This window comes from Escherichia sp. E10V5 (assembly GCF_004212315.1).
Taxonomy (GTDB): domain Bacteria; phylum Pseudomonadota; class Gammaproteobacteria; order Enterobacterales; family Enterobacteriaceae; genus Escherichia.
This window is the reverse complement of the sequence record NZ_RHJM01000006.1, coordinates 149,923-173,208: the sequence shown is the minus strand read 5'-3', so window position 1 is coordinate 173,208 and position 23,286 is coordinate 149,923. Positions and strand designations below refer to the sequence as shown.

Sequence of the window (23,286 nt, the reverse complement as noted above, 5' to 3'; positions counted from 1 at the left end):
CTCAATCTATCTGCGCCTCCCCCATTCGCCGTAAAAACTGCTGCTGTAGCCTCAGCAAATCGGCTAACGTCAATAACTGATAATCCAGACCTTGCTGGCTGGCAATTTGCGCGATAATGCGGCTTAACGCTGGATAATGGCGATGATGCCAGTGAGGAAAAAGATGATGGGTAAGATGCAAATTAATTCCGCCCAGCCAGTAGCCAAGCCAGGCAGGTTGCGGCGTCCAGTCAAAGGTAGTGGCGAAGGTATGCGCCAGCCGGCCCACGGCCATTTTGCCCTCTTCTGGCGGTAACTGCGTATGCCCCTTCGCCCAGTGCGTTCCGATAATCAACATCACAAAGATCAATGACGCCAGCAGCTGGCTAAGCAGATAAGTCAGCACGATGGTCATAAAACCAAATTCAGACAGTAGCCAGGGAAGTATCAGACAGAGCGCACAATGCGCCAGTTTCCCGGCTAAGAAATATCCCCAGCCAGCAAAACCACGCAGGGCCAGATGCCGTGTTACCGGCGTAAACCCGGCGCGATCGAGCCAGTCCACCACCCAGATATACCAGGGAAAGGTGAGCGCGGCGACCAGCGGCCAGTAGCGATGTTGCTGGCGCATAAAAGGTCGCCACTGCTGCCACGGAGTCTGGCGAAGAATGCCATTTTCTGCAGTATCCGGATCGTAAAATTCAATATTGGTAAAGCCGTGATGAAAGCGAACGTGGCGCACCCGCCAACAGTCCGGATCAAGCCCCATTGGAAAAGCAACCCACCGGTTAAGCCACGCATTGGCCTTTTTACCGCGCAAAAACGCATCATGCGACGCGTCATGCACCACATTGACCGCTAACAGCATGGCGCAAAACATCATCGCCAGATACCACAACAGATACAGCCCCCACTGGCTTTGAGACAACGCCAGTGCATAACAGCACAGACAGGCAATAATCAGTGCCGCCATTTTGGTGAATGCCCAGCCGTCGGCATAACGATGATCGCCTGCTTTTGCGAGGTACGATTTCGTGCCATTCTGCAACTGTTTCACCAGTTGCGGATCATCAGCAGGAAAAATGATTAACCTGTCGGGCTTAAACAGGTTCATAGTGTTTCCTTAGCGACTTACGTCCTACACCGATTAGGAATAACACGCAATGGGCCAGCAAAATGCCCGCTAATCCCTTCCAGAGCAGAGTGCTCCATGAACACATATAAAGAATAAAATAGAGCAGTGACAACGTCACAGAGCACCACAAAATCATACCCCAACGCTGCCCGTCGCTCATGCCCCCCAGCGCAATGGAGCCTGCCACCAGCAAAACAAATAATACGGCTTGCTCACTGGTAATAAACTCGATGCCATAGCCATATTGCTGGATGTAACCAAGCACCAGCATAAACAGCAGAATCACCCCTGCCCCCACTGCCCACGCGGAACTTTGGTAACGACGTTCAATCACTTTGCCAAATGAGCGAAAGCCCATTAAGCGTAAAAATGGCAGGTTACTCTCGCGCATCGGGTTACAGGACAAGCGACTATTTTTTACGCCGTAGCCTACGTCATGATCCGGCCCAGCACTCCAGGACCCGAAAAGTTTATCCCACAACAAAAAGGTGCCACCGTAATTGGTATCGGCATATTGCTTTTCATTCAGATGATGGACGCGATGATGCGAAGGCGTGATCAGCACTTTTTCCAGCCAACCCAGTTTCGGCGTTAGCGCGTTATGGTTAAAAAATTGCCAACCATAGTGAATAATAGAAACCGCCAAAAAGACCTGCAATGGCACACCAAGCATCGCCAGCAGCATAAAAAACGGGATTGAGGTTAACGAGGAATACCACGAGTTCCGCACGCCTAATGACAGGTTGTAGTGTTCACCCTGATGATGCACCACATGTACCGCCCACAGCGGGCGCATTTCGTGATGCCAGCGATGCAGCCAGTAAAAGCCGAAATCCCACGCAAGGATAGTAAACAGCCACAGCAGGATCACCGGCGCATTATCAAACAGTCCAAGGCTGAAGTGATTGACCAGCAGGCCATAGCAGAGCACTTCCAGGCAGCGAAATAACCACAGCATCATATGACCGGAGTTGATATTAAAAATAACGTCCAGCCAGTCCACTTTTTGCCGCCCGGTGAATTGCAACACGCCCGCTTCGGCTAACACCAACAGCACCATCGATATGATGGGAAACAGTAAATCACTCATATTGCGTCTTCCTTTTCTCGCATGTTGCGCATATCCAACCGCAAATCGACGCCAGCAACGCGCCGCCTACTAAATCGATAAATAAATGTCTGCGTAATTGCAGAATCGAAAAGGCGATAGCTATCGCCCAAACCACGCTCATTAGTGTTAGCCAACGGCTCCCCTTTTTGGCAATTGCCCATACCGCCAACAGCGTGAGCGCGGCGTGTAAGGAGGGAAAACAGTTCTGACTTGAGTCAATGGCGATCAGCCCATTTAGAGCCCCCGCAGATATCCCCGACTGAGCAAACGCGGGATATTGCATGGTTGTGGGCCAGAGTAGATAAAACACGCCTGCCACCAGCGCCGAAAGTTGCATTGCGCGGACAAGCCAGCGCAGGTGGCAAAGTGGCGTGGATAAATAACCTAACGGCACAATTAGAAAAAACGAGAGATACAGCCACACGGCGGAGGGTGAAAACGCAATTAAATTATCAATTACTGACGGCGTTAATTGATACCCTTCACCTTGCAGGGAGTCGCTAAAATTGTAGATAACCCCAACGGTTCCCCAGCCAAGCAGCATCTGTTTCAGGCGTAGTAGTAGATTGCTCATTCCCGCCCCCACTGACGCACAATCCGCCGCCGCTTGGCTGTAAAAGAGACTGGCACAGTTTGCGATTCCAGCGACCATATCAATTGCTCTACCGCGACATTCTGGCGCATAAACAAGGCACTCAACGCTTCCCGGCACCGCTCCAGCATCCCCGGTTCGCAATCTGCTATTAGCGTTAGCTGTGCTGGCCCGGTTTGTAGCAGGCGATAATCGGCCGTTAGCGGCAGTGTCATTGCCAGCACCCGACTACAGGCATCGGCAAAAACGGTCTGAATCTCGCCGGATCTTGCCGGCAGTTGCAGTTGATCGTCCTGCCGCCCTTCGATACGCGCAATCGCCATTGCCGCACTGCCACAAGGGCATGGCTGTTCGCTTGCCACCAGCACATCATCAAGTCGATAACGCACCACCGGCTGCGTGGTGCGGGTAAAGTCTGTGACGATCGGCACGAAACGGTGCTCATCCAGCCATTGCGGTTCAATGTGAACAAATTCTTCGTTGAGATGTAACGTGCCACACCGGCAGGTAGAGGCGAGAAAGCCTTCTGTCGCCTGATAGATTTCGCCCACATTGTTGAACACGCTTCGCAGTAATTCCCGATCCTGCGGCTCCAGAACTTCCGCCACCGAAATCACTTTTTTGACCTTTAGCGTTAGCTCTCCGGCAATCACCGCCAGCGCCAGTGCGCGTAATACCTGAGCTGGCGCGACAATAATCGTGGGCGCTCGCTGTTCCAGTTGTTTGAGTTGCGCCTGAAATGGCGCCAGCAGATCGTAAAAGTCGAGACTTAACCAGCGGTTATTCACGCTTTGATAGAGGTTGTTGTCCGCGCGCAAAAACAGTGCCACCCGCTCTTTGGCAAATAAACCGTCGGGCAGCACTTTTGCCAGCACACCGGCGGCCCAAATCTGTTGCTCGTGCGGGCTAACCACGAAAAGTCCACGACGCCCCGATGTACCTGATGAAAGGCCGACGCTAAACTTGCCCACGCTGGGTTTGAAATCACGACTCTGCTCACTGCGCATTGCACAGGCGAGAAGCTCGTCGCGCTTTAAACCCGCGGTATTCATCTCATCGAAATGCGCCATCATTAATGCTTTGTCCATCAACGGCCACTGGTTAAACGGCAACGCCAGATAACGCTGAAACCACGGGCTTTTAGATAAGACATTTTGCCGGAACGAATGCAGCCTTTTTGCCTGCCAGTATTCCAGCGCCTGGCGATCGGTGAAATGCAGCCTGCGGGTACGAAAGTAGCGCCAGAGTAAAGCCAACGGGATCATAAATCCCCCTCGTGGCACAAACGAATGTCCACTGCGCCGTTTTGCCAAAGCTGATGTAATTGCCCAAGCGTGCGGTAGTAGGCGTGGCTGTCGGACATAACCAGATGCGCCAGTGGTGAAGGCCCGCGCAATTCGCGGTAGTTTGCAGGAGCCCAAGCGGCATCGCCAGCCAGTAAAATCCAGCCGTTGTCGGTTAACACAAACGCGCCAGTGTGTCCGGCAGCATGACCGGGAAGCGGCACGAGGATAATTTCGCCATTGCTTTCTGGCAGCAAATAGCCACTCTCAAACGGTGCCAGTTCAGGAGGCATATTCACCGATGCGAAACTTTCAATAAAACGCAGTGAGGATTCAAAATTCTCCGGGATCAACCCTGGTACAAAGGCCTGACGCAGTGCGGCTATGCCACGCAGCGTTCTTACCTGCTGCCAACCTTCACCGGAACAGATGCAGGCGACATCAGGAAAATCTCGCAGGCCAGCAATATGATCGGCGTGAAAATGCGACAGAATGATCGCATCAACATCTTTTGCCGCCAGTCCGTGCGCGGAAAGTTGTCGCACCAGCGCCTGTTGTGGATCGAAATAAACCGGCGTGACCTGGCGATAAAGACGAAATACGCCGGATTGCGTGTAGTGTTCGAACCACGATGAATAACCGGTGTCCCACAGCCATCGTTTCTCGCCCGCTTCCAGCAGCCAGGCGCGGGCGGGGAATTTACACACTTTCAGCCCAGCCCCTTTCAGCGCAATACAGCCAATATGGGTACACCAGCCCGTTTCAAATGCGGTTATTTTTGCCATGTTCCCTCAGCCCATGTTCCCGCAACCATTGTCCCGTGATTGCAATACCTTGCTCCATCGAAAAGCGCGGGTGATATCCCAACTCTGTAATGGCCTTTTGCGCACTCAGCGTCATATCAAAACAGAGTGTTCCGGCGCTGTAACGTGTGATAACAGGTTCCTGATTAACGCATTTCCCGTACAGCTCCAGGCCGCGCACGACCAGAGAAAGCAATGGCCAGGGAACGGTAGTAATTTGGTAGCTCAATCCCAGTTGCTGGCGCAGCAAGGTGTCAAGCATTACAGATAATTTCTGCGGCTGATGATTGCTGATGTTGTAAATACTGCCTGAGCGTAATCCTTCAACTTGCATTGCCAGCTGCATGGCATACACCACGTTTTGCACGAAAGTGAGATCCAATAACGCTTCCCCCCCGCGCGGCAAACGTAAGCAACCGCCGCCCTGCTGCAACTGCTGCATCAGGCGGGGAACAATCACCTGGTCATGAGGGCCAAACAAACCACGGGGACGCAAAAGGATAAACCTCGTGGCAGGATATTGCGCTACTGCCCCGGCAATAGCCTGCTCAGCGGCATATTTACTGCTGGCATAATGGCTGGAAAATGTTCGCGCAAGATAATTTTCTGGCAGGTCATAGTGATGTTGAAAATCAAAGTAAACCGCAGGCGTGGAGATATGAATAAACCGGGGAATGTTCAGCCTGCCTGCCGCCTGTGCCAAAGTGTAGGTCGCTTTGACATTGGCAAGCCAGAATGCCGTTTTGTCGCCCCAGGGCGAAGACTTTGCCGCACAGTGCCAGACGGCATCGCAGCCTTCCATCAAGCGGGCGCAGTCATCCTCAGTTGCCTCGGTTAAATCGAGAGCCACAAACTGTGCACCTGCGCTTGCGAGAACTTTGCCAATCTCACGATTTCGCCCTGTTGCTACAACCGACACACCCGATTGCAACAAATATTGCACGGCATTTCGCCCGAGGCCGCTGGTCGCCCCTGTTACGAGGATCTTCACGGTAAAAGCACCATGCCAGCCAGCGTTAACCCCGCCGCCGTGCCAATCAACAGCGCAGGTTTATCCGCAGTAAAACGACCGCTAATTACCGCTTCATGCAGCGCTGTGGGTATAGACGCAGCAACCTGATTGCCGTAGAAGCGGTAGACATCAATAAGCGCAGATTCCGGCACTCGCAGCCGTTTACGCATATGTTCAAGGGAAAGATGACTAGCCTGATGCGGAACGACCGTAGCGATATCAGCCAGTTGCAGGCCGCTTTTTTGCAGTAAGCGCGAAAAATAATCTTCAATAAGTGAAGAGGCAAAACGAAACAGCGGTTTCCCCTGCATATGAAAAAGAAAGTCGCTGTCACTCACACCAGAACGAGGATTACGCCGCGTGCCGCCCGCACGAATTTCACACAGTTCGCTGCCTTCGGGATACATTTCGATCAGGCTGGCGATAATCCCGCTGCGACCATCGCCCCGCTCAACAATCGCGCACGCCGCGCCATCACCAAAAATGAGTGACGACTCTTCATGATTCCAGTCGATGCCGCGTGAAGCAATATCTGCCGAGACGATAGCAATGCGCCGATATGCTCCACAGTTTAATAATCCGGCAGCAACTTCCAGAGCGGAAATAAAGCTGACACAGCTACAGTTGATATCAAATCCGGCAACGCCTGCGGGCATAGCAGCGGCTTTAAGAATATGAATTGCGCTACAGGGTAATGCCTGTACGGCAATGGCTGACGCACAAATTAACAGATCAATATCAGAAGGTTTTAAGGCAGCCGATGCTAACGCATTATGCAACGCTTCTGCCGCCAGTTCGGCCTGGCTGGCGTCGTTGCTGGCAAAATAGCGCCAGCAAATGCCGGAACGTCGCTCAACGTAGCCCGCAGGTTTATTTAACTGAACATCCAGTTGTTGAGAGGTAATTTTATCAGGCGGTAAGGCGATCCCCGTGGCGATTATTTTTAATGCCGCAGAGATCGTCGATTGATTAGGTTGATCCACGGTCAGTGCTCCTTCACTGTTCCATAGGTGGGCCAATCATATAGATGAGGTTCGTTTCTCTACAATCTGAAATATCGACAATGTGTAACTGATGATTTCAGCAGGCTGACAACGTGCGTTACGTTATGCCGGATGCGGCGTGAACGCCTTATCCGGCATACATATCACGTAATATCAATGAATTGTACGACTCTGTAGGCCTGATAAGCGCAGCGCATCAGGCACTTTGTCGTGCTTAGTGGCGAGCGCGCACCAGCTGATACTTACGTGTCAGATACTCCACCGGTACGCTCCAGATGTGCACCAGACGCGAGAACGGGAACAGCAGGAATAACGTCATCCCCAGCACCAGGTGCAGACGGAAGATAAACGCGACACCATCAAGGTGTTGAGAAGCGCCACCGTGGAAGGTCACTACCGACTGCGCCCAGCCAACCAGTTTCATCATCTCGCTACCGTCCATATGCTGGGCAGAGAATGGAATGGTCAGCAGACCCAGCGCACACTGGATAACGAGCAGCGACAGGATCAGGATATCCGCTCCGGTAGTGGTTGCACGCACGCGTGGGCTGAACAGGCGGCGCTTCAGCAACAGCACGCCGCCAATCAGACACAGCACGCCGCTGGCACCACCAGCAAACATCGCCATTTTTTGTTTCACTTCGATCGGCAACCACGCTTCATACATCCAGTGCGGCGTCAGCATACCGAAGAAGTGGCCGACGAAAATCCCCAGAATGCCGATATGGAACAGGTTCGACGCCAGGTTCATTCCTTTACGGTCCAGCATCTGGCTGGATGCCGCGCGCCAAGTGTACTGCCCGTAGTCATAGCGCAGCCAACTACCAATCAGGAAGACCGCCCCGGCAATGTACGGGTAGATATCAAAGAAGAACATATTCAGGAATTGCATTAGTGCTGTCCTCCGGTGGTGATATTCAGATATTGCGGCGCGACGGCACCGGCAAAGCGACGCTGATGAGCAGTGATTGCTGAATCACCGCAGCCTTTGTCAGCAAAGAATTTAACCTGCTCTTCTTCCCAGACGGCATCCAGCGCCTGCGGCGTATCGTCGCGCGCTTCATCGGCAATTTTTTCCGCCACTTTGTCGCTGTCGATAGCGGTATTCGCCAGTTTCAGCAGCAGATCAAACAGCACTGCATAACGGCTTTCACGCTGTTGCAGACGCGCGCTCAGCAATGCCAGAATCGGCGCGATATCTTTCAAACCTTCCACGGCTTCGCTTTGCGGCAGCTGTGCCAGATATTCCAGATACAGCGGCAGATGGTCCGGCAATTCGCGGCTGTTTAACTGCAAGCCGTGCTGCTCGTACTGTGCCAACAGGTCAACCATTGCCTGACCACGATCGCGAGATTCACCGTGAACATGTTCGAATAGCAACAGTGACGTGGCGCGACCACGGTCGAACAGTTCGCTGTACTGCGCCTGGGCATCCAGCAGATCCATCGCCGTTAAATCGCGCAGGAAAATGCCCAGCGCATGGGCATCTTCTTTCGACAAATTTTCCGACGCGGCAATCGCCTCGAACATCTCCTGTTGATGCTGCCATAAGGCAGCATCCGGATATTCAAGGAGACGCGATACAATCACGAGTTCGATCATGGATGCGGCTCCGTTTTGCTGGTCACATCGATGGCATCGATACGACGGCTGTTGAACAGATTGAATTTGGTATCTGAACCGTGGCAGCCGTCACCAAAGGTAAAGCCGCAGCCATTTTTCTCCGGGAAGGCTTCCCGTGCCAGTTCACGATGGCTGCTTGGTACCACAAAGCGATCTTCGTAGTTAGCAATCGCCAGATAACGATACATTTCCTGCGCCTGGGCTTCGGTCAGACCGACCTCTTCCAGCGCACGGGTATCAACTTTACCGTCAACGGTTTCAGCACGTTTGTAATGACGCATCGCCAGCATGCGTTTCAGCGCACGCAGTACCGGTTGGGTGTCGCCTGCGGTCAGCAGGTTCGCCAGATACTGTACCGGGATACGCAGGCTTTCGACGTCTGGCAAAATGCCGTTGCTGCCCAACTCGCCAGCGTCTGCCACAGACTGAATCGGAGACAGAGGCGGCACGTACCAGACCATCGGCAAGGTGCGATATTCCGGATGCAGCGGCAGCGCCAGTTTCCATTCCATCGCCATTTTATAAACCGGCGACTGCTGCGCAGCTTCAATAACGCTCAGCGGGATACCATCTTTAATCGCCTGCTCGATGACCTTCGGATCGTTCGGATCGAGGAACACGTCCAGCTGACGCTGGTAGAGATCTTTTTCGTTCTCGGTGCTGGCCGCACGTTCAATGGCGTCCGCATCGTACAGCAGCACGCCGAGATAACGGATACGACCGACACAGGTTTCTGAACACACCGTCGGCTGACCGGCTTCAATACGCGGATAGCAGAAGATGCACTTCTCAGACTTACCGCTCTTCCAGTTGAAGTAGATTTTTTTGTATGGGCATCCGGTGATGCACATACGCCAGCCACGGCATTTGTCCTGATCGATCAGGACGATGCCATCTTCTTCACGCTTGTAAATCGCACCGCTCGGGCAGGTCGCCACACATGCCGGGTTCAGGCAGTGTTCGCACAGGCGCGGCAAATACATCATGAAGGTGTTTTCGAACTGGCTATACATCGCCTTCTGGATGTTGTCGAAGTTCTTGTCTTTCGCCAGTTTGTCAAACTCGCCGCCCAGGTCATCTTCCCAGTTCGGCCCTTTTTCGATTTTCGCCATCCGTTCGCCGGTAATCAGCGAACGCGGACGGGCAATCGGCTGCGATTTGCTGCCTTCCGGCGAGGTATGCAGGTTCTGATAGTCAAAATCAAACGGCTCGTAATAATCGTCGATCCCCGGCAGATGCGGGTTAGCGAAGATTTTACCCAGCAGCATGGCGCGGTTACCCATGCGTGGTTGCAGTTTGCCGTTGATTTTACGGATCCAGCCGCCTTTGTATTTTTCCTGGTTTTCCCAGTCGGTCGGGAAGCCCTGGCCCGGCTTGGTTTCCACGTTGTTGAACCACGCGTATTCCACGCCTTCGCGGCTGGTCCAGACGTTTTTACAGGTAACTGAACAGGTGTGGCAGCCGATGCACTTATCGAGATTCAGCACCATGCCGACTTGTGAACGAATTTTCATTTTACGCTCTCCTGTACCTGGTCATTGCCTTCGCCATCTAACCAGTCAATGTTCTTCATCTTACGCACTACAACAAACTCATCGCGGTTAGAACCTACAGTGCCGTAGTAGTTAAAGCCGTATGCCAGATGGGCATAGCCGCCGATCATATGCGTCGGTTTCGGCGTGATACGGGTGACCGAGTTATGGATACCACCACGCTGTTGGGTAATTTCCGAACCAGGCAGGTTAACGATACGTTCCTGCGCGTGGTACATCATGGTCATCCCTGCCGGAACACGCTGGCTGACAACCGCACGGGCAGTCAGTGCACCGTTGCTGTTGAAGACTTCAATCCAGTCGTTATCGGCGATACCCAGATCTTTGGCATCGGCTTCACTCAGCCAGACCACCGGACCACCGCGACCTAAAGTCAGCATCAGCAGGTTGTCGCTATAGGTGGAGTGGATCCCCCACTTCTGGTGCGGCGTCAGGAAGTTGAGCGCTTTTTCCGGATTACCGTTGGATTTCTGGCCCATCACTTCTTTCACCGAACGGGTGTCAATCGGCGGACGATAAACCAGCAGGCTTTCACCGAAATCACGCATCCACTGATGATCCTGATAAAGCAGCTGACGACCAGAGAGCGTGCGCCACGGGATCAGCTCGTGAACGTTGGTGTAACCGGCGTTGTAAGAAACGTGTTCATCTTCCAGACCAGACCAGGTCGGGCTGGAGATAATTTTGCGCGGCTGTGCCTGAATATCGCGGAAGCGGATCTTCTCGTCTTCTTTATTCAGCGCCAGATGCGTATGGTCACGACCGGTAAATTCGCTCAGGGCAGCCCAGGCTTTCACGGCTACCTGACCGTTGGTTTCCGGTGCCAGCGTCAGGATCATCTCCGCCGCATCAATGGCGGTGTTCAGCATCGGCTGACCTTTCGCCGGGCCTTCCGCTTTGGTGTAGTTGAGCTTACGCAGCAGATCCATCTCGCTCTGGGTGTTCCAGGCAATCCCTTTACCACCGTTACCGATTTTCTCCATCAACGGACCGATAGAGGTAAAGCGTTCGTAAGTTGCCGGATAATCGCGCTCTACGACCATAATGTGTGGTGCAGTTTTACCGGGGATCAGGTCGCATTCGCCTTTTTTCCAGTCTTTCACATCCAGCGGCTGTGCCAGTTCAGCGGCAGAGTCGTGCTGGATAGGCAGCGTGACGATGTCGGTTTCTTTACCCAGATGACCGACGCACACTTCGGAGAATTTCTTGGCGATAGCTTTGTAGATTTCCCAGTCGCTTTTCGCTTCCCAGGCCGGATCGACTGCCGCAGACAGCGGGTGAATAAACGGATGCATATCCGAAGTATTCATGTCGTCTTTTTCATACCAGGTCGCCGTCGGCAAAATGATGTCGGAGTAGAGACAGGTGCTCGACAGACGGAAATCCAGCGTCACCACCAGATCCAGCTTGCCTTCCAGACCGTTGTCCTGCCAGTCCACTTCTTCCGGCTTCACGCCGCCCTGTTGCCCCAGGTCTTTGCCCTGGATACCGTGTTCTGTCCCCAGCAGGTACTTGAGCATAAACTCATGACCTTTACCGGAAGAACCGAGCAGGTTAGAACGCCAGATGAACAGGTTACGCGGGTGGTTTTTACCGTTTTCTGGTTGTTCAGCCGCAAAACGGATGGAACCGTCTTTCAGGGATTTCACGGTGTAATCCACCGGATTCATCCCGGCTTTTTCTGCTTCGCCAGCGATAGTCAGCGGGTTAGTGCCTAACTGCGGTGCAGACGGCAGCCAGCCCATGCGTTCCGCACGAACGTTGAAGTCGATCAGATGTCCGGTGTAGCGGGATTTATCCGCCATCGGCGACAGCAGCTCTTCCGCAGTCACGGTTTCATAACGCCACTGACTGGAGTGGTTATAGAAGTAAGAGGTGCTGTTCATGTGACGCGCCGGACGCTGCCAGTCAAGGGCAAACGCCAGCGGCTGCCAGCCAGTTTGCGGACGCAGTTTTTCCTGACCTACGTAGTGCGCCCAGCCGCCGCCGCTCTGACCAATACAGCCGCAGAAAATCAGCATGTTGATCAGACCACGGTAGTTCATATCGAGGTGGTACCAGTGGTTCAGACCCGCACCGACGATAATCATCGAACGACCGTGCGTCTTGTCAGCGTTATCAGCAAATTCACGGGCAATACGGATAATCTGGCTGCGAGAAACGCCAGTGATCTGCTCGGCCCACGCCGGAGTGTAAGCTTTCACATCGTCGTAGCTGGTTGCGCAGTTAACGTCGTTCAGGCCGCGTTCCAGACCGTAGTTTGCCAGCGTCAGATCATAAACGGTGGTCACCAGAGCGGTGCTACCGTCGGCCAGTTGCAGGCGTTTTACCGGCAGTTTGTGCAGCAGAATGTTTTTCAGCTCCACTTTGTTGAAGTGTTCAGTGCCGTCGCCGCCAAAGTACGGGAAGCCCACTTCAGCGATCTCATCCTGGCTACCCAGCAGGCTCAGTTGCAGCTCAGTTTCTTCGCCGGTTTTACCGTCGCGCTGCTCCAGATTCCATTTGCCCTTCTCGCCCCAGCGGAAGCCAATAGAACCGTTCGGCGCAACCATTTCGCCATTGGTATTAAAGGCGACAGTTTTCCATTCCGGATTGTTTTCCTGGCCCAGCGCATCCACCAGATCGGCAGCGCGCAGCATACGACCCGCAGCGTAGTAACCGTCGCGCTCTTCCAGCATCACCAGCATCGGCATGTCGGTGTAGCGACGCACATAGTCGGTGAAATACTGGCTTGGGTTGTCGAGGTGGAATTCACGCAGCATTACGTGGCCCATCGCCAGCGCCATTGCCGCATCGGTGCCTTGTTTCGGTGCCAGCCAAAGATCGCACAATTTGGCGATTTCAGCGTAGTCAGGCGTTACGGCAACAGTTTTGGTGCCTTTGTAACGCACTTCAGTAAAGAAGTGAGCATCCGGGGTACGCGTCTGCGGCACGTTTGAACCCCAGGCGATGATGTAGCTGGAGTTGTACCAGTCAGCGGATTCCGGAACGTCAGTTTGCTCGCCCCAGGTTTGCGGAGACGCAGGAGGCAGGTCGCAGTACCAGTCGTAGAAGCTCAAGCAAGTACCGCCAATCAGCGAGAGATAGCGCGCACCCGATGCGTAAGAAACCATCGACATTGCCGGAATTGGCGAGAAGCCAGCGACACGGTCCGGGCCGTAGTTTTTGATGGTGTAAACGTTAGATGCGGCGATCAGTTCGTTCACTTCCTGCCAGGAAGAACGAACAAAACCACCGCGTCCACGCGCCTGCTTAAAGCTTTTCGCTTTATCGGCGTCTTCAATGATAGAAGCCCATGCCTCAACCGGATCGCTATGCAGCGCCTTCGCTTCACGCCACATTTTCATCAGGCGTTTGCGCATCATTGGGTATTTCAGGCGGTTGGCGCTATAGAGATACCAGGAGTAGCTGGCGCCGCGCGGGCAGCCGCGAGGTTCATGGTTTGGCAGGTCCGGACGGGTACGCGGATAGTCAGTCTGCTGGGTTTCCCAGGTCACCAGACCGTTTTTAACGTAGATTTTCCAGCTACAGGAGCCGGTGCAGTTTACCCCGTGGGTAGAGCGGACGATTTTGTCATGCTGCCAACGCTGGCGATATCCATCCTCCCAGTCACGGTTGGTATTGAGAAGCTGGCCATGCCCATCGGCAAAGGTTTCGCCCTTCTGCTTGAAGTAGCGAAACCGGTCCAGGAATTTACTCATCGGTTTTCTCCTGTGGGAGCCTGTCGGCTCTCTGATAAATCGACATTGCTAATGTTTAAAGGCAAGGTAACGCTCTGAAACAACGTGGGAATTGATAACGATCAAGAGTGGTGGGGATGAAAAATAAAGTAAATTCCTAAGATACTCCTTAAGGGTAATTAATGGCTTATATCTAACAGACTGTAAATTAATGGTTTTTATGCTATCTCACATTTATACATTTCGGATTTTTATACAGGTGGGTATTAAGGAGTATCCCCCATGGATGACATATTAATGGTGCTTAATTGACGCAATTGAAAATAATTAGCGCCCTCAAAGTATGTTGTAACTAAATGACAATTAAAAAAAGCGCGACATTACGCCGCGCAAAGGATAATCAAATATTTTACTCTATATAATTCGAGTTACAGGAAGGCGGCAAGTGAATGAATCCCAGGAGCTTACTAAAGTAAGTGACTGGAGTGAATGAACGCAGCCGCAGCACATGTAACCCGAAGTATGACGAGTAACGATTTATTTTTTAGAATGCCGACCGTATACCGCCCAGGTAATCACCACGCAGGCGATATAGAAAATCAAAAATACTTTCATTGCACCGACTGGCGAACCCGTTAATGCCAGTGAGCTACCAAACGCTTTCGGGATAAAGAAGCCACCGATAGCGCCAATCGCAGAGATGAAACCCAGTGCCGCCGCAGTGTCGGTTGCCGCTTCACGCATGGCACGTTCGTCAGAACCCCCTTCTGCTTTCACGCGATCCATTGTCAGTTTACGGAAGATCACGGAAATCATCTGGAAAGTGGAACCACTACCCAGCCCAGCGGTCAGGAACAGTGCCAGGAAGACTGCAAAGAACGCCATAAAGCTTCCGCCCTGCCCGTCAGTCGGTAAGGTGAGGAACAGCAAGCCACTGAAAATCGCCATCAGCACGAAGTTCACCAGCGTGACACGGGTACCGCCAAGACGGTCAGACAATGCACCACCAGCAGAACGCGCCAGTGCGCCAATAAACGGTCCGAAGAAGGCGTAGTGCAGAATCTGCACGTCCGGGAACTGCGTTTTTGACAACATGGCAAAGCCCGCAGAGAAACCGATGAAGGAGCCGAAGGTTGCCAGATACAGCAGACTCATAATCCACAGATGCCCACGTTTGAGTACCGGTAACTGCTCCTTGATGGAGGCTTTCGAGGTAGCAAGGTCGTTCATGCCAAACCATGCCGCGATGGTGAAGATGGCGAGGAACGGCACCCATACCCAGGACGCGTTCGCCAGATACAGCTCGGTGCCATCAGGCTGTGTTACACCCTGGCTACCAAATGCAGCAAAAATTGACAGTGATACCACCAGCGGAGCAACCAGCTGCATGACGCTGACACCCATGTTGCCCAGACCACCATTCAGGCCCAGCGCGCCACCCTGCTTCTGCTTCGGAAAGAAGAAGCTGATGTTTGCCATACTGGAGGCGAAGTTCGCGCCAGCAAAGCCGCACAGCAGAGAGATGATGATGAAGACGCTATAAGGCGTGGAGGTATCCTGAACGGCAAAACCCAGCCAGACGCAAGGAATAATCAGAATACCGGTGCTGAATGCCGTCCAGCGACGACCACCGAAGATTGGAACCATAAAGGAGTATGGAACACGTAATAATGCGCCAGAAACTGAAGGTAGCGCAGTCAGCATAAATAGCTGATCGGTCGTAAAATTAAAGCCGACTTTCGGTAGGTTCACCGCAACGGCACTGAATAACATCCATACGCAAAACGCCAGAAGCAGGCAGGGAACGGAAATCCACAGGTTACGGCTGGCGATGCGTTGACCGCGTTGTTGCCAGAACGCAGGATCTTCCGGTCGCCAATCTGTAATGACTGCTCCAGTAGCCCTTTCGGGGGCGGATGAGTGACTCATAGACACCTCTGATACTCGTTTCGATGTCTGCCACCTTAGTGTCTGTAGCCAAAGGCAATTTGATGTAAATCAAACGACAATATAACTTTATCTATCATTGATATTTATCATTACCCATAGTGAGTACAGAGATTTCATAAAAATTTTGAGATTTTTCACGACACTGTAAAATCCCTACCCTTACTGACGTAAAGCGACTAACCACACGGCAAATAAGGAGTAACTCTTTCCGGGTATGGGTATACTTCAGCCAATAGCCGAGAATACTGCCATTCCAGAATGTATCGTCACATTCATTAAGGTTATTGCTCATTCAAAGCCTGAAGGAAGAGGTTTATATGCTTAAACGTTGTCTCTCTCCGCTCACCCTGGTTAATCAGGTTGCGCTGATTGTTTTGCTTTCTACCGCCATTGGACTGGCGGGGATGGCAGTTTCTGGCTGGCTGGTGCAAGGCGTTCAGGGCAGCGCCCATGCGATCAACAAAGCGGGATCGCTGCGCATGCAAAGTTACCGTCTGCTGGCGGCTGTGCCATTAAGCGAGAATGACAAGCCCTTAATCAAAGAGATGGAACAAACGGCATTTAGCACCGAGTTAACTCGTGCGGCAGAACGAGACGGGCAACTGGCGCAATTACAGGGGCTACAGGATTACTGGCGCAATGAATTGATTCCTGCGCTGTTGCGTGCACAAAACCGCGAAACGGTGTCGGCAGACGTCAGCCAGTTTGTTGCCGGGCTTGATAAGTTGGTTTCTGGTTTCGATCGCACCACCGAAACGCGTATTGAGACAGTTGTGCTGGTCCACCGGGTAATGGCTGTCTTTATGGCGCTTTTACTGGTGTTTACCATTATCTGGCTGCGAGCGCGTTTGCTTCAACCGTGGCGACAATTACTGGCAATGGCCAGCGCTGTCAGTCATCGCGATTTTAGTAAGAGAGCGAATATCAGCGGACGAAACGAGATGGCGATGTTGGGGACTGCACTGAACAATATGTCTGCTGAACTGGCGGAAAGTTATGCCGTGCTTGAGCAGCGGGTACAGGAGAAAACTGCCGGACTGGAGCATAAAAATCAGATTCTCTCTTTTTTGTGGCAGGCCAACCGCCGTTTGCATTCCCGCGCTCCGCTGTGTGAACGCCTGTCGCCTGTGCTTAACGGTCTGCAAAATTTAACCTTGTTGCGTGATATCGAACTACGGGTATATGACACGGAAGATGAAGAGAACCATCAGGAGTTCACCTGTCAGCCAGATATGACTTGCGATGATAAAGGCTGCCATCTCTGCCCACGCGGCGTTTTACCCGTTGGCGATCGCGGCACTACGTTGAAATGGCGGTTAGCGGATTCTCATATGCAGTATGGTATTTTGCTGGCTACCCTGCCGCAGGGGCGTCATCTTAGCCATGATCAACAACAACTGGTGGATACCCTGGTTGAACAGCTCACCGCCACGCTGGCGTTGGATCGCCATCAGGAGCGCCAGCAGCAGTTGATCGTGATGGAAGAGCGTGCCACCATTGCGCGCGAACTGCATGATTCTATTGCTCAATCGCTCTCTTGCATGAAAATGCAGGTAAGTTGTTTACAGATGCAAGGCGACGCGCTGCCAGAAAGCAGCCGCGAACTGTTAAGCCAGATCCGTAACGAACTGAATGCGTCCTGGGCGCAGTTGCGTGAGTTACTCACCACATTTCGTTTACAGCTCACCGAACCAGGATTACGTCCCGCACTGGAGGCGAGCTGCGAAGAGTACAGCGCCAAATTTGGCTTCCCGGTGAAGCTGAATTACCAATTGCCGCCACGTCTGGTGCCTTCACATCAGGCAATCCATCTGTTGCAAATTGCCCGTGAGGCATTAAGTAACGCCCTCAAACATTCGCAAGCAAGTGAGGTGGTGGTTACGGTGGCGCAAAACGATAATCAGGTAAAACTGACCGTTCAGGATAATGGCTGCGGCGTGCCTGAAAATGCCATCCGCAGCAATCACTACGGCATGATAATAATGCGCGACCGTGCGCAAAGTTTACGAGGCGATTGCCGCGTCCGCCGTCGTGAATCAGGTGGCACCGAAGTGGTGGTCACCTTTATTCCCGAAAAAACTTTCACAGACGTCCAAGGAGATACCCATGAGTAATCAGGAACCGGCTACTATCCTGCTGATTGACGATCACCCGATGCTGCGAACTGGCGTAAAACAGCTTATTAGTATGGCACCAGATATCACCGTGGTTGGCGAAGCGAGTAATGGCGAACAGGGTATTGAACTGGCGGAGTCTCTTGATCCCGATCTGATCCTGTTAGATCTCAATATGCCCGGCATGAACGGTCTGGAAACGCTGGATAAACTGCGCGAAAAGTCCCTCTCCGGCCGTATTGTGGTGTTCAGCGTCTCTAACCATGAAGAGGACGTGGTAACCGCATTGAAACGCGGTGCAGATGGCTATCTGTTAAAAGATATGGAGCCAGAAGATTTACTGAAAGCATTGCATCAGGCTGCCGCTGGCGAAATGGTCTTAAGCGAAGCGTTGACCCCTGTTCTGGCCGCCAGCCTGCGCGCTAACCGCGCTACGACTGAGCGTGATGTTAACCAGTTAACACCACGTGAACGCGACATTCTAAAACTAATAGCCCAGGGCTTACCGAATAAGATGATTGCCCGTCGCCTGGACATCACTGAAAGCACGGTTAAAGTGCATGTGAAACACATGCTGAAAAAAATGAAGCTCAAATCTCGTGTAGAAGCTGCGGTATGGGTGCATCAGGAACGTATTTTCTGATTACGGTTCCCAGATCGGTTCGTCGTTCGACATTGCGTCGAAAGGTTCGGCAAGCGTTAGCGTGATCTCATTGGAAGAGACACGCTGCCCCTGGTTATCCTCCACCACTACCGACAATCGCCATTGATTGCTCGCCCCTTCCCCACTTTGCCAGTCCGGCATGATCAACGTCCAGCCATCCGCACTATTGGCTGTCGCTCCCGATGTCAGACTTAACATCTGCGTATCTCCCTGCCAGATCAATTGCCGAATACCGTAATGACTGCGAATTTGTAATTTCAGTGGCACGGTTTCACCAGGTTTAAGATCCCAGGGCGGCGTCGCCAGAAACACCGTTAAGGTTTTACGCTGCCGATACTCAATAGTCGGCAGATTATTTCGCTGCGGATTGTCATAGCGACTACCGCGTAGCGACTGGCTTTCAGCAACTTCGCCAGCAGAAAGCTGTTTGTTGAGCGGCACGCCAAAACGGTAGTTAATATTCAGTCCGAGGTTATTTTGCCTTTCTCCACTTTCCCCCTGTTTATGCAGGGCGGTTACTGTAACGAGTGGGACAGGTGTGTAATTTAGTCCAAGACTCAAGGCGACGGGATTGTGATAACCCGTGCCGGTGTTAAACAAATCAACACTCTGACCAAAATATTGTTCGAGGCTAACGCTGGTGTTGATATGCTGGTAAAACGGCATCCGCATCCGGGCCGTCAAGTCGTAACCACGCGCCATTCGTTGCTCGAGCGTGGCGGTCTGTTCACGCCAGGAGGCAAAAGGCTGATAATAGTTTGCTGACAACCGCAAATATTCCCCCCACGCTTCGGCACCGAAACCTGCTCGCTGGAGATTTTGATCCAGCAAGTTGTCATAAAAAGTGTTATATCCCACCAGCCAGTTGCCACGCGCCCAGCGTTGGCCTGCGCCAAGGTTACTGACCAGACCATCATCCTGCTGAGTGAGCCCAATCTGGCTCCATGTAAGATAACGTTCGTTATCCTGTAGCGGTACAAACCAGCTCCCCCGGCTACCTGTAAAATGTCCTTCGTTATCCACTTTGACGTCGACACTGGCGTTCCCCCACGGCGATAGCCAGGATTCCACGTGCTGATTGACCTGCTGGCTAAGCGCATCGCGGACTTTTCCCAACGCAAAAGCTCTCGCCTGCTCGCCAGTGTCCTGGCCTTTATCAGTCATACTGGTTTCACCAAAATCTTTCACAATTTCAGCAAAATGTTTTTCACCGTCATGATTTTCCGCAGCCATTCCTAAGTCAGGAAGACCGTCACTGTCGTTATCAAAAGGATTTGCCGCTTGCTGTTTAAAAGAGGACTGTGCGCTAGCTATACCGCCTGCCAGCAGCAAGAGTAAACAAATTGCGATAATGCGGGGGACGAAACGGCTCAAAACGTCAGTAATTTCCAATAAAAATGAACAGCTACAGCTTTATAGAATAACGATTACTGGTAATTTTTCTTGTACTTTTGCATGCTTTATGACAAATCCTAAAAAATGTGTCGGATTGGTCAGACAGCACACAAGCTGTAAGATAGAAACTGAACATCTAATTCCCTGAATACAGGAGTAAATAATGCAAAGAATCGTGATCGTTGCCAATGGCGCCCCCTACGGGAGCGAATCCTTATTTAACAGCCTGCGGCTGGCCATTGCGCTACGAGAGCAGGAAAGCTACCTGGATCTGCGTCTATTCCTGATGTCTGATGCGGTCACTGCCGGATTGCGCGGACAAAAACCTGGGGAAGGCTATAACATTCAGCAAATGCTGGAGATCCTCACGGCGCAAAATGTGCCAGTGAAATTGTGCAAAACCTGCACCGATGGTCGTGGCATCAGCACACTTCCACTGATTGATGGAGTGGAAATTGGTACTCTGGTAGAACTGGCGCAATGGACGCTGCTTGCCGATAAAGTGCTCACATTTTAACTTCAGTATGGGGCGCTCAAGATAATAGAGATGCCCCACTGCTAAAATGTTTTATCGGGCAAACCCGGGCCGTAACACACCATCCGGGAAATTTTCCGCCAGAAGTTTTTTCACCGACACCAGTAAATCACTCAGCCCGTCATCCTGCATCCCCAGTTTGTTAAGCGCTTGTTCCAGGGAAAACAAGTACTGTGCGTTGGTTCCTAACGGCCCACTCGCCGCAGCAATCAACGGGGCAATCACCTGAGCGCGGGTATCGGATTCATACTCAGGATGACGCGGGTCCATAATGAACACCAGCGCATTGACGGTGCGGCCATCGTCAAGATGAAGCTGACACCAGGACGGCAGATAGCAGCCAGTAATCATCTCACGCTTCCACAGTAAGGTCAGCTCCTGCTCCAGAGACTCTTCCGGCAGACGATACGCAACGCCCGTGGTACGCCCGCCCTCTTTCAGTGCAAGCATCCTCCCCGGCTGGTGCGCAGTCCCCCGCCCGGCAGTAAGCCGCAAACAGAAAGCACGATGCCACCCAACCAGCGTACCGGTGCACGACTCGGTAAACTCCAGCGCCGGATTCCACATTAATGATCCATAGCCGAAGATCCACACCGGTCCCTCATCAGGTCGACAAGCCAGCGTCGCCGCCAGCGAGGCCGCCCGTTGTTCTGCCGACCATAAGAGTGATTCTTCAATGGCACCAAATGCCGTTTTACAATCGGCATTCATCAAGAAATCACGCGTTATCACCTTACACCTCCGCCACTGCATACTTCCCTGCGACAACTTTTTGGTGTCTTCCGGACATTTTTACTGCTCATTTTGAAACCACTATTGGGACAATATGCAATCCACAGACCACTTGCAAGGCAACACCGCACGAATGGCTTTAACTTGCCGCTGAGTTTTACGATTTTTTATGCCATTTATCATCATCGCCTTTGGCATATTCATGTTTCACCGCAGCCCAGGCCACTTTATGTGCGGTCTCTTCGCGACTGGCATCATCACGCCGGTCTTCTTTATCTTTATATTGCTCCCAGGCGCTGTTGAATGCTTCTTTATAGATATCCTGGGCATGAGTGGGTAAAACGTGTTTTACGCTTTCCGGCAGGTCGCTTTTCGTTTTATACGGCATTGTTGACTCCTTTATTAAAATTGAACATTAAGTGTGGTCAACAATATCCCCTCTTGCCAAAACATAAGAATTCTCAGGTCAGACTCTTCTTAAGAGACGCGAATACAAACATTGTCTAAACACGTAGCTTATTTTTATGCTCCGAAGAGTAAAAAAACGACTACGGGGTAAAATTTCGTAAAATGTTACCGATATCCTGACACTTTCTGTTATTTTTCCTGCCTATTTATTACATTTCCGACAAATTCATCTGCAAAGGATAACCATAATGACAAATGCTCACGAGGCGGTAAAAACCCGCCACAAGGAGACTTCGCTTATTTTCCCGGTTCTGGCGCTGGTAGTGCTGTCCCTGTGGGGAAGCAGTCAAACACTACCAGTGGTTATTGGCATCAATCTTCTTGCTCTTATTGGTATTTTAAGCAGTGCTTTTAGTGTTGTCCGTCATGCGGACGTACTAGCCCATCGTCTGGGTGAACCTTACGGTTCGCTTATTCTTAGCCTTTCCGTCGTTATTCTTGAAGTCAGTTTGATTTCAGCCTTAATGGCGACCGGCGATGCAGCGCCGACGTTAATGCGAGATACGCTCTATTCAATCATTATGATTGTTACCGGCGGACTGGTTGGTTTTTCATTACTGCTGGGTGGCCGTAAATTTGCTACCCAATATATGAATCTGTTTGGTATTAAACAGTATTTAATTGCCCTGTTCCCATTAGCCATAATCGTGCTGGTATTTCCGATGGCGCTGCCTGCGGCGAATTTTTCGACCGGTCAGGCGTTACTTGTGGCATTAATTTCCGCAGCGATGTACGGCGTATTTTTGCTGATTCAGACCAAAACGCATCAAAGCCTGTTTGTCTATGAGCATGAAGATGACAGCGATGATGACGATCCGCATCATGGCAAACCGTCCGCTCATAGCAGCCTGTGGCATGCCATCTGGTTAATTATCCATCTAATTGCCGTTATTGCGGTCACCAAAATGAACGCCAGCCCGCTGGAAACATTGCTCACCAGCATGAATGCGCCGGTGGCCTTTACCGGTTTCCTGGTAGCGCTATTGATTCTGTCGCCGGAAGGTTTAGGCGCGTTAAAAGCAGTTTTAAGCAACCAGGTCCAGCGCGCGATGAATCTGTTCTTTGGCTCGGTATTAGCGACTATTTCGCTTACCGTACCTGTCGTAACGCTTATCGCCTTTATGACGGGTAATGAATTGCAGTTTGCTCTGGGCGCACCAGAGATGGTGGTAATGGTAGCCTCTTTAGTACTGTGCCATATTTCATTTTCGACTGGCCGTACTAACGTACTCAACGGCGCGGCGCATCTGGCACTGTTTGCAGCTTATTTAATGACAATATTTGCCTGACATTTATATCTCCTCCGATAGCGGAAATCGGAGGAGATAATAAAAATTATCTGCTTATAGTATTTCTTCATACTACCTGAACAGATCGTTACTCAGATTTGCGAGCTTGTACCACAACCTGCACGAAACCACTGCAACAGCTGATGAAAAGCCGGAACGCGTACAGCATTGCGCACATTTCAGGGATGAAGTGAATATAAATTGAGCCGTAGTATCCACACCAAGCCGGAGTTATCCGGTGAGGCGCAATGTTGTGGGGGCTTTATCCCTGGCGGCATTGGTTGCTGGAAAGAGAAAACCCCCGCACGTTGAGAGGTCAAACCTGACAACAGAACGGGGGCTAATCTTGAACCAGAACAATTCA

Annotated in this window: 19 protein-coding genes; 4 read left to right on the top strand and 15 right to left on the bottom strand. The window is 51.9% G+C overall.

From position 1 onward, the window contains the following. Position 1: 1 nt before the first annotated feature. The 12 genes from D9738_RS05515 to narK all read right to left on the bottom strand — a co-directional run bounded on the left by D9738_RS05515 (position 2) and on the right by narK (position 15,704). Positions 2-1,093 (bottom strand): acyl-CoA desaturase, encoded by a 1,092-nt coding sequence (locus D9738_RS05515; protein ID WP_130259714.1) that lies wholly within the window; start codon positions 1,091-1,093, stop codon positions 2-4. After that, entirely contained in the window at positions 1,080-2,204 is a 1,125-nt protein-coding gene (locus tag D9738_RS05510; protein ID WP_130259713.1) for a sterol desaturase family protein, read from the bottom strand. Before D9738_RS05510 ends, D9738_RS05515 begins: the two co-directional genes overlap by 14 nt. Next, positions 2,197-2,799 carry a phosphatase PAP2 family protein gene (locus D9738_RS05505; protein WP_130259712.1) on the bottom strand — a complete coding sequence of 201 codons (603 nt, stop codon included), beginning with the start codon at positions 2,797-2,799 and terminating at the stop codon, positions 2,197-2,199. Before D9738_RS05505 ends, D9738_RS05510 begins: the two co-directional genes overlap by 8 nt. Beyond that, a complete protein-coding gene (locus D9738_RS05500; protein WP_130259711.1) occupies positions 2,796-4,082 on the bottom strand; it encodes a F390 synthetase-related protein in 1,287 nt (428 codons plus the stop codon). Before D9738_RS05500 ends, D9738_RS05505 begins: the two co-directional genes overlap by 4 nt. After that, positions 4,079-4,885, bottom strand: a complete 807-nt coding sequence (locus tag D9738_RS05495) for an MBL fold metallo-hydrolase (protein WP_130259710.1) — start codon at positions 4,883-4,885, stop codon at positions 4,079-4,081. Before D9738_RS05495 ends, D9738_RS05500 begins: the two co-directional genes overlap by 4 nt. Beyond that, positions 4,863-5,894 carry an NAD(P)-dependent oxidoreductase gene (locus tag D9738_RS05490; protein ID WP_130259709.1) on the bottom strand — a complete coding sequence of 344 codons (1,032 nt, stop codon included), beginning with the start codon at positions 5,892-5,894 and terminating at the stop codon, positions 4,863-4,865. The genes D9738_RS05495 and D9738_RS05490 overlap by 23 nt, the downstream gene beginning before the upstream one ends. Further along, a complete protein-coding gene (locus tag D9738_RS05485) occupies positions 5,891-6,898 on the bottom strand; it encodes a 3-oxoacyl-[acyl-carrier-protein] synthase III C-terminal domain-containing protein (protein WP_130259708.1) in 1,008 nt (335 codons plus the stop codon). Before D9738_RS05485 ends, D9738_RS05490 begins: the two co-directional genes overlap by 4 nt. Positions 6,899-7,133: 235 nt before the next feature. Continuing rightward, complete coding sequence (gene narI, locus D9738_RS05480) at positions 7,134-7,811, bottom strand: respiratory nitrate reductase subunit gamma (protein ID WP_001160110.1); 678 nt, start codon at positions 7,809-7,811, stop codon at positions 7,134-7,136. Beyond that, on the bottom strand, positions 7,811-8,521 hold the full coding sequence (narJ, locus tag D9738_RS05475) for a nitrate reductase molybdenum cofactor assembly chaperone (protein ID WP_130205691.1): 711 nt from the start codon (positions 8,519-8,521) through the stop codon (positions 7,811-7,813). Before narJ ends, narI begins: the two co-directional genes overlap by 1 nt. Beyond that, positions 8,518-10,056 carry a nitrate reductase subunit beta gene (gene narH, locus D9738_RS05470; protein WP_130259707.1) on the bottom strand — a complete coding sequence of 513 codons (1,539 nt, stop codon included), beginning with the start codon at positions 10,054-10,056 and terminating at the stop codon, positions 8,518-8,520. The genes narJ and narH overlap by 4 nt, the downstream gene beginning before the upstream one ends. After that, the gene (locus D9738_RS05465) at positions 10,053-13,796 is read right to left on the bottom strand and encodes a nitrate reductase subunit alpha (protein WP_130259706.1); all 3,744 of its coding nucleotides are present in this window, start codon (positions 13,794-13,796) and stop codon (positions 10,053-10,055) included. The genes narH and D9738_RS05465 overlap by 4 nt, the downstream gene beginning before the upstream one ends. Before the next feature lie 516 nt (positions 13,797-14,312). Continuing rightward, entirely contained in the window at positions 14,313-15,704 is a 1,392-nt protein-coding gene (narK, locus tag D9738_RS05460) for a nitrate transporter NarK (protein WP_130205687.1), read from the bottom strand. A 338-nt stretch (positions 15,705-16,042) separates the two neighbouring features. On the opposite strand from narK, the gene narX reads away from it, so the two are divergent. After that, positions 16,043-17,839, top strand: coding sequence for a nitrate/nitrite two-component system sensor histidine kinase NarX (gene narX / locus D9738_RS05455; protein WP_130222809.1), 1,797 nt, complete (start codon positions 16,043-16,045; stop codon positions 17,837-17,839). Then, complete coding sequence (narL, locus tag D9738_RS05450) at positions 17,832-18,482, top strand: two-component system response regulator NarL (RefSeq protein ID WP_000070491.1); 651 nt, start codon at positions 17,832-17,834, stop codon at positions 18,480-18,482. Before narX ends, narL begins: the two co-directional genes overlap by 8 nt. Here narL and D9738_RS05445 read toward each other — a convergent pair whose 3' ends face one another. Then, entirely contained in the window at positions 18,483-19,877 is a 1,395-nt protein-coding gene (locus D9738_RS05445; RefSeq protein ID WP_130205683.1) for a YchO/YchP family invasin, read from the bottom strand. 184 nt (positions 19,878-20,061) lie between these two features. On the opposite strand from D9738_RS05445, the gene ychN reads away from it, so the two are divergent. Next, positions 20,062-20,415 carry a DsrE/F sulfur relay family protein YchN gene (gene ychN, locus D9738_RS05440; RefSeq protein ID WP_064528737.1) on the top strand — a complete coding sequence of 118 codons (354 nt, stop codon included), beginning with the start codon at positions 20,062-20,064 and terminating at the stop codon, positions 20,413-20,415. A gap of 51 nt (positions 20,416-20,466) precedes the next feature. On the opposite strand, the gene chaC is transcribed toward ychN, so the two are convergent. Together chaC and chaB are read right to left on the bottom strand one after the other, a co-directional pair. Continuing rightward, positions 20,467-21,165 carry a glutathione-specific gamma-glutamylcyclotransferase gene (gene chaC, locus D9738_RS05435; RefSeq protein WP_130205681.1) on the bottom strand — a complete coding sequence of 233 codons (699 nt, stop codon included), beginning with the start codon at positions 21,163-21,165 and terminating at the stop codon, positions 20,467-20,469. Between the two features lie 157 nt (positions 21,166-21,322). Continuing rightward, entirely contained in the window at positions 21,323-21,553 is a 231-nt protein-coding gene (gene chaB, locus D9738_RS05430; RefSeq protein WP_130216000.1) for a putative cation transport regulator ChaB, read from the bottom strand. 268 nt (positions 21,554-21,821) lie between these two features. Between chaB and chaA the strand changes: the two genes are divergently transcribed. Next, positions 21,822-22,922: a sodium-potassium/proton antiporter ChaA gene (gene chaA, locus D9738_RS05425; protein WP_064528732.1), complete on the top strand. Its 1,101-nt coding sequence runs from the start codon at positions 21,822-21,824 to the stop codon at positions 22,920-22,922. The last annotated feature ends 364 nt before the right edge of the window (positions 22,923-23,286 follow it).